Annotated in this window: 6 protein-coding genes; 5 read left to right on the forward strand and 1 reads right to left on the reverse strand. The window is 61.1% G+C overall.

The genetic code is table 11. The features are described 5' to 3' along the window. Window positions 1-499: DUF2934 domain-containing protein (locus tag ABSF49_RS19560; protein ID WP_424114310.1), on the forward strand; the 499-nt coding region annotated here is incomplete at its 5' end. Window positions 500-867: 368 nt separating this feature from the next. Here the strand turns inward: ABSF49_RS19560 and ABSF49_RS19565 are convergent. After that, complete coding sequence (locus ABSF49_RS19565) at window positions 868-1,605, reverse strand: Crp/Fnr family transcriptional regulator (protein WP_424114315.1); 738 nt, start codon at window positions 1,603-1,605, stop codon at window positions 868-870. A gap of 308 nt (window positions 1,606-1,913) precedes the next feature. On the opposite strand from ABSF49_RS19565, the gene ABSF49_RS19570 reads away from it, so the two are divergent. The 4 genes from ABSF49_RS19570 to ABSF49_RS19585 all read left to right on the forward strand — a co-directional run. Continuing rightward, window positions 1,914-3,323 carry an ABC transporter substrate-binding protein gene (locus tag ABSF49_RS19570; protein ID WP_424114311.1) on the forward strand — a complete coding sequence of 470 codons (1,410 nt, stop codon included), beginning with the start codon at window positions 1,914-1,916 and terminating at the stop codon, window positions 3,321-3,323. 24 nt (window positions 3,324-3,347) lie between these two features. After that, window positions 3,348-4,139: an ABC transporter permease gene (locus ABSF49_RS19575; RefSeq protein ID WP_424114312.1), complete on the forward strand. Its 792-nt coding sequence runs from the start codon at window positions 3,348-3,350 to the stop codon at window positions 4,137-4,139. After that, window positions 4,136-4,981 carry an ABC transporter ATP-binding protein gene (locus ABSF49_RS19580; RefSeq protein ID WP_424114313.1) on the forward strand — a complete coding sequence of 282 codons (846 nt, stop codon included), beginning with the start codon at window positions 4,136-4,138 and terminating at the stop codon, window positions 4,979-4,981. Before ABSF49_RS19575 ends, ABSF49_RS19580 begins: the two co-directional genes overlap by 4 nt. 94 nt (window positions 4,982-5,075) lie before the next feature. Then, window positions 5,076-5,743: sulfatase-like hydrolase/transferase (locus ABSF49_RS19585; RefSeq protein WP_424114314.1), on the forward strand; the 668-nt coding region annotated here is incomplete at its 3' end.

A 5,743-nucleotide genomic window follows, 5' to 3' on the forward strand; every position in this document is an offset into this window, starting at 1 on the left:
GGGCGTCCGCGTCGCGCAGCACGTTGTCGTGCCGCTTGCCGGTCAGTTTGGCGGTTTCGGCTGTCGACGCAATGAGAGCGGCGGCGACCCCCTAACTGAGGGACGGCGCGATGAGCAACCGATTTCGCCACGTTGCCGTCACCCAGATGAAATACAAGCAAGAAAGCGGGTGATTTGCCTGAACGGCACCAACAGGGGAACCGCAGTGCTCAGCGCCGTTGAGACGAGGCGGCATGTTGAGCGCCGATTTGGCACGGAGACGGAAATGAGCGGCATTCATGAGCTTGTCCGCGAGCGGGCATATGAGCTTTGGCAGCGGGCTGGGAGCCCGGAGGGCCGAAGCGATGAGTTTTGGTTCGCTGCCGAGCACGAATTGGAAGACAGGACCGCGATAGCCGATGGGGAGGCAGATATTCTCGTTCCCTCGGTCGATGAGCCGCCAGTGGTCATTATGGATCTCCGTGCGCCTACAGGCGTGTCGGAGGAACGAGCTGCCTAGCAGCGAGTGAAGGTCTGAATCAACTCGCCGCCGCTTGGGCCTCAAGCTCAAGCCGTCGTCTCGTGATGCGATATCGAAACTCGCCCGAGTAGCCGGTGACAAGGAGAGACGCGGCCAATCAACGAAGCCATCTACGAGGTCAGAGAAGGCATCCGTTATCGGGACGCGCACGGGAAATGATCGAGTGTCAAACCGCCGGAGACCATTGCGCGCTTTGCTCCAAATAAGAGTGGCTGCGAAGCCACCCCGGCGGCCGTTTACGTTTAGCGAAGAACTGAAGCGTCTCTGGGCGCACGATTTCCTCGAGCGCGGGCGTTCGTAAGACGGTCCGCTGGGCGCTTGGTCGCAAGGGCGTTTGAGCCGACGTTTCAGCCGTCGTCCTTGAAGAGCATTTCTCGCAGGCGTTCTGGCCGATCGACGCGGATGAAGCGGCCGTGGATGGAGACAATGCCCTGCTCTTTGAAGCGCTTGAGCATCAACGTCACCCACTGCCGCGTCGAGCCGACCATGGCGGCGATCTGGTCGTGCGTAATCTTGCGGTTGATGATGACGGCGCTCCCGTCTGAGACGCCATAGAGCTCACCCAAATTGACCAGGAACTGTGCGAGGCGCTCGATCACGGATCGCGTCCCTAGCATCTGCGCCATCGCGGAATAGCATTTGCCCTTCGCCACCAATCCCTCGATCAGACACAATGCGAAGTTGGGCACTTGAGTGATCAGGGTTTGTACCTCCGCGCTCGGCAGGATGGTGACGCGGCATTCTTCTAGGGCTTCGCCCGACCACATGTGAATGCCGCCGCCGCAAATCTCCGGACCGCCGATGAAATGGCCCTTCGTCCAGTGCGCCAAGGTAATCTCGCGGCCGGATGGGGCGCTGTAGAAGACGCGCACACGCCCGCTGTCGATGAGAAAGATGCCCTCGTGCGGTGTGCCCTGCGCAAAGATTTGCTCATTTGCTTTGAAAAGTAGCTGACGCCCGGCAGAGCGCATTCGGGCAAGCTCCCCAGGCGACAATCGGCTCAGAAAATCAGCGCCCTCATAGAGGCCGTCGATCGCCTCGCTCAAGAATAGGGCGGTCGGCCCGGGCAGGGACGGGAGCGGCATCAGTTCTTCGGACTTGCGCCGCGCGGGCTGCTTGATAACTGCCACATGTTGTCGCGCGAGCATGATCTTCTCCGACGCATAGTTCTGTTCTGGATGGGCGGCCGGGGGCCCCGACTTTGTCGTCCGCCGCTAAGACGCCTGGGAAGCGCGAGGCGATCTTGTGCTTCTTCTCGCGAGGTCCGCGCTTCGCTTGCAAACTAATTGCTTCGGGTAACATCAAAAAACGACTAAAGCTATAGACAGAATGGATTTCAATGAAGCACATCTAAACCCGATGCAGACTCGCAAAACCCCAGGTGAGGCCCGTTATGCGTCTTTTCAGAATCTTAGGGGCCCTGCTGGTCTCGGGTGCGATGATCGCCGCTGCAAAAGCTGAAACGATCCGCATCGCGGTCGGTACCCAGGACACGACGATAAACTGCGCGACCGGGGGTCTAATCATCCGCGAATTGAAGCTGCTGGAAAAATTCCTCCCGCACGATGGGAAATACAAAGACGCGACTTACGACATCCAGTGGAAGAACTTCACCAGCGGCGCGCCGCTGACCAACGAAATGGTGGCCGGCAAGCTCGATTTTGGCGCCATGGCCGATTTTCCGGGCTCGCTGAACGGCGTCGCCTTCCAGAAGGCCGGACGCCGGAGCCTATTCATCAGCGTGCTCTCCGGCAGCGTCAAGGGGAGCGGCAACGGCATCGTCGTACCCCTGAACTCGCCGATTCAGTCGCTCTCAGAGCTCAAGGGCAAGACAATATCGGTACCGTTCGCCTCGACCTCACACGGCATGTTGCTGCGGGCCGTCAAGGCATTGGGCTGGGATCCGCAGACTGACGTCAATATCATCACACAGGCCCCGGAGGTGGCTGGATCGGCGCTGCAAGCCGGGAAGATCGACGCGCATGCGGACTTCGTGCCGTTCGCCGAGCTGTTTCCGTGGCGCGGCCTTGCGCGCAAGATCTATGACGGTTCGCAAGCCGACGCGCCCACCTTCCACGGGGCCCTCGTCGACGCCGCCTACGCCGAGCAGTATCCCGAAATCGTTGTCGCCTATCTTCGCGCCGCCATAGAGGCGGACCGGCTGATCTCGGCCGAGCCTGAGAAATACAGCGAACTGATCGCCAAAGTGACCGGCGTCGACGCGGAGGTCGACTATCTCTTTCACGGGCCTCTAGGCCTGCAAACCCGTGATTTCACCTGGAAGCCGGAATATCGCCAGGCCGTCGCGACGTCGATCGAGACGCTCAAGCTTTTGAAAAAGACCGACAGCGGTCTCGACGTAGATAGCTTCGTCACCGACAAATTCATCCGCGCCGCTTTCGTCCAGGCCGGCCTGGATTACGACGCTCAACTGAAGAACTATTCTCAACTGCCTCTGAATGCCAAAGACGCGGCGACAGGCGAACAGATTGCTGATCCCAAGCGCGTCGCGGAGATCTGGGTGAAGGGCGAACCGCTGGTGCGCCATTACGGCTCGCCGGAGATCGCCCTCACGGCGCTCGCCAAGCTGGAGAAGGACAGCCAGACCACGCGAGTCTTCTATGCCCAGGACCATCAGAGCGGCATCAAGCTACTCGGCGACAAGGCCTGGTATGTGCGCTCGGCCGACGGCGCCCTCGACGCCTTTCTGCTTAAGGAGGCCGCTGAGGGATGGGCCAAGACGCAGGGCGGCGTGGTCCTGGACTTCGCCGGCGCCCGCAACGCCATTGTCGCCAACCCCTGAACGGCTCGAACAATGGCCTCATCGATGAAGATTGACGTTTCCGCCGGTCGCTTGCTTTTGCGCGCAGTGTCCCTTGGCGTCTGTCTGATCGCGTGGCACTTCGCTTCGACGCTGCGGCTCGATCTTGGCGTCGTCTCCTTCCGCAATGTTCCTGCGCCTTTTGAGGTCGCCAATGCCGCCATGGATCTCTTGCATTCTTCAAAGCTCATGGCTGACATTGGCGCCAGTCTGAGCCGGGTGTTCGGGGGCTTTGTCGCCGCGGCGGCGATCGGAATCGGGCTTGGTCTTGCGATCGGGCGATCGCGGCGGGCGAAGGACGTGCTGTTGCCTCCGCTGGAAGTGCTCCGGCCGGTGCCGGCGGTCGCCTGGATTCCCCTGGCCGTCTTGATGTTCCCGTCGTCAGAATTGTCCATGATCTTCGTCACGTTTACGGGAGCGTTGTTCCCGATCCTTCTCAACACCATTCACGGGGTGGAGTCGGTCGATCCGCGCCTCGTCGCCTCGGGACGAAGTCTTGGCGGCGGTAGCCGCGCCATTCTTTGGGAAGTCGTGCTGCCGGGGGCCGCGCCGAGCATCGTCACCGGTCTCGCCATAGGCATGGGTACGTCGTGGTTCTGTCTGATCTCAGCGGAGATGATCTCGGGCCAATTCGGCATCGGCTACTACACCTGGGAATCCTATACGTTGCAGAACTACGCCGACATCGTGGTCGGCATGCTCCTGATCGGGCTGTTGGGCATGGGCAGCTCACTCCTGCTGCGGCGTGTCGGGGAGGGCTTGATGCCCTGGCGTCGCATTGCCGGGGTCGTGCGATGATCGCAGTTTACGACGCTCGGTCTGCGTCTGCGGGCCGGATCGACATCGAGCATTTGTCTGTCGCGCTTGGCAGCGGCGACCAGGCGTTCGAGGCTGTCCAGGACATCAGCTTCTCGGTGGCGCCAGGCGAGTTCGTCTGCCTTCTAGGACCCTCCGGTTGCGGCAAGTCCACGCTGCTCGGCGCTCTTGCCGGCCATATCGCCGCCACGCGCGGCCGCTTCGCCGTCGATGGCAAACCCGTTGCCGGACCGGGCCCTGATCGCGGCATCGTCTTCCAGCATCACACACTCTTTCCCTGGAAGAGGGTGGTCGACAATGTCGCCTTCGGCCCCAAGATGCGCGGCGTTGGCAAAGCCGCGCGGCGCGCCCAGGCGCGGGAGATGCTGGAGCTCGTCGGCCTCCAAGGCTTTGCCGACCACTATCCCGCCCAGCTGTCGGGCGGGATGCAACAGCGGGTGGAGATCGCGCGCGTCCTTATCAACCGCCCGCGCCTTCTTCTGATGGATGAGCCATTTGGCGCGCTGGATGCGCAGACCCGCCGAATGATGCAGGAACTGCTGCTGGACATTTGGAGCCGCGTGCGCACCACCGTTGTCTTTATCACCCATGATATCGACGAGGCTTTATTCCTCGCCGACCATATCCTGGTCATGAGCCCAAGACCGGGCCGGATCATCGAGAATATCCGCGTGCCGTTTGCGCGGCCGCGCCACGCGGACCTCGTCGTCGAGGCGGGCTTCGTCCGGTTGAAGCATCACTGCCTGAATCTCTTGCGCATCGGAACTCATCCCGAGTCTCTGCCGCGATTGAGCCCTCTGGGCTTGGCGCAGTCATTGGCTTGAGCAAGCAGAACCGCTTTGACAGTGCAGGCGTGATCGCGACGGGACAACATTTATCAAGCGACGCGAAGTCGCGCCACGAACTCAGGGCTACAAAATGACCACGAGACCAAACATTCTGTTTTTCCACGTGGACAATCTCGGAATGGGAGAACTGGGTTGTTACGGCGGCGGCATCCTGCGCGGCGCCGACACCAAGCGCATGGACAAGTTTGCGAAGGAAGGCGCGAAGCTTACGCATTATGTCGTCGAGCCGCAGTGTACGCCAACCCGTTCGGCGCTGATGACGGGACGTTTCCCAATTCGCTCCGGCAACCACACTATTGCGCTGGGAGGCAATGGCGGCGGCATCGTCCGATGGGAGCGCACCATCGCGGAAATTCTGTCCGAAGCCGGATACGCGACGTCGATCTATGGCAAATGGCACATCGGCGCGGAAGACGGCCGCTTCCCTACGGACCACGGCTTCGACGAGTGGTATGGGCCGCTTCGCACCTATGACGAATGCATGTGGCCGGAAGATCCGCACTACGTGCCGGAGCGCGACGGCTTCTCGCATATGCACGAAGGGGTGAAAGGCAAAGGGGCGTGGCCGCTTCTGGACCAACAACTCACCATGCAGACCAAGAAGACCTGCGATCTCGAGTACCAGAAGCGCGCCCTCAAGTTCATGGAAAAGTGCGTTGCGGCGGACAAGCCGTTCTATTGCTATTTCAATCACTCGCTGATGCATTTCCCGATGAGCCCGCGCGACGAGTTCGTCGG

The sequence above is a fragment of the Roseiarcus sp. genome (assembly GCF_049514155.1).
Lineage (GTDB): Bacteria > Pseudomonadota > Alphaproteobacteria > Rhizobiales > Beijerinckiaceae > Roseiarcus.

Coding starts and splice junctions, on each gene's coding strand:
- ABSF49_RS19570 (WP_424114311.1), top strand. CDS start 1,914: ATGCGTCTTTTCAGAATCTTAGGGGCCCTGCTGGTCTCGGGTGCGATG.
- ABSF49_RS19575 (WP_424114312.1), top strand. CDS start 3,348: ATGAAGATTGACGTTTCCGCCGGTCGCTTGCTTTTGCGCGCAGTGTCC.
- ABSF49_RS19565 (WP_424114315.1), bottom strand. CDS start 1,605: ATGCCGCTCCCGTCCCTGCCCGGGCCGACCGCCCTATTCTTGAGCGAG.
- ABSF49_RS19580 (WP_424114313.1), top strand. CDS start 4,136: ATGATCGCAGTTTACGACGCTCGGTCTGCGTCTGCGGGCCGGATCGAC.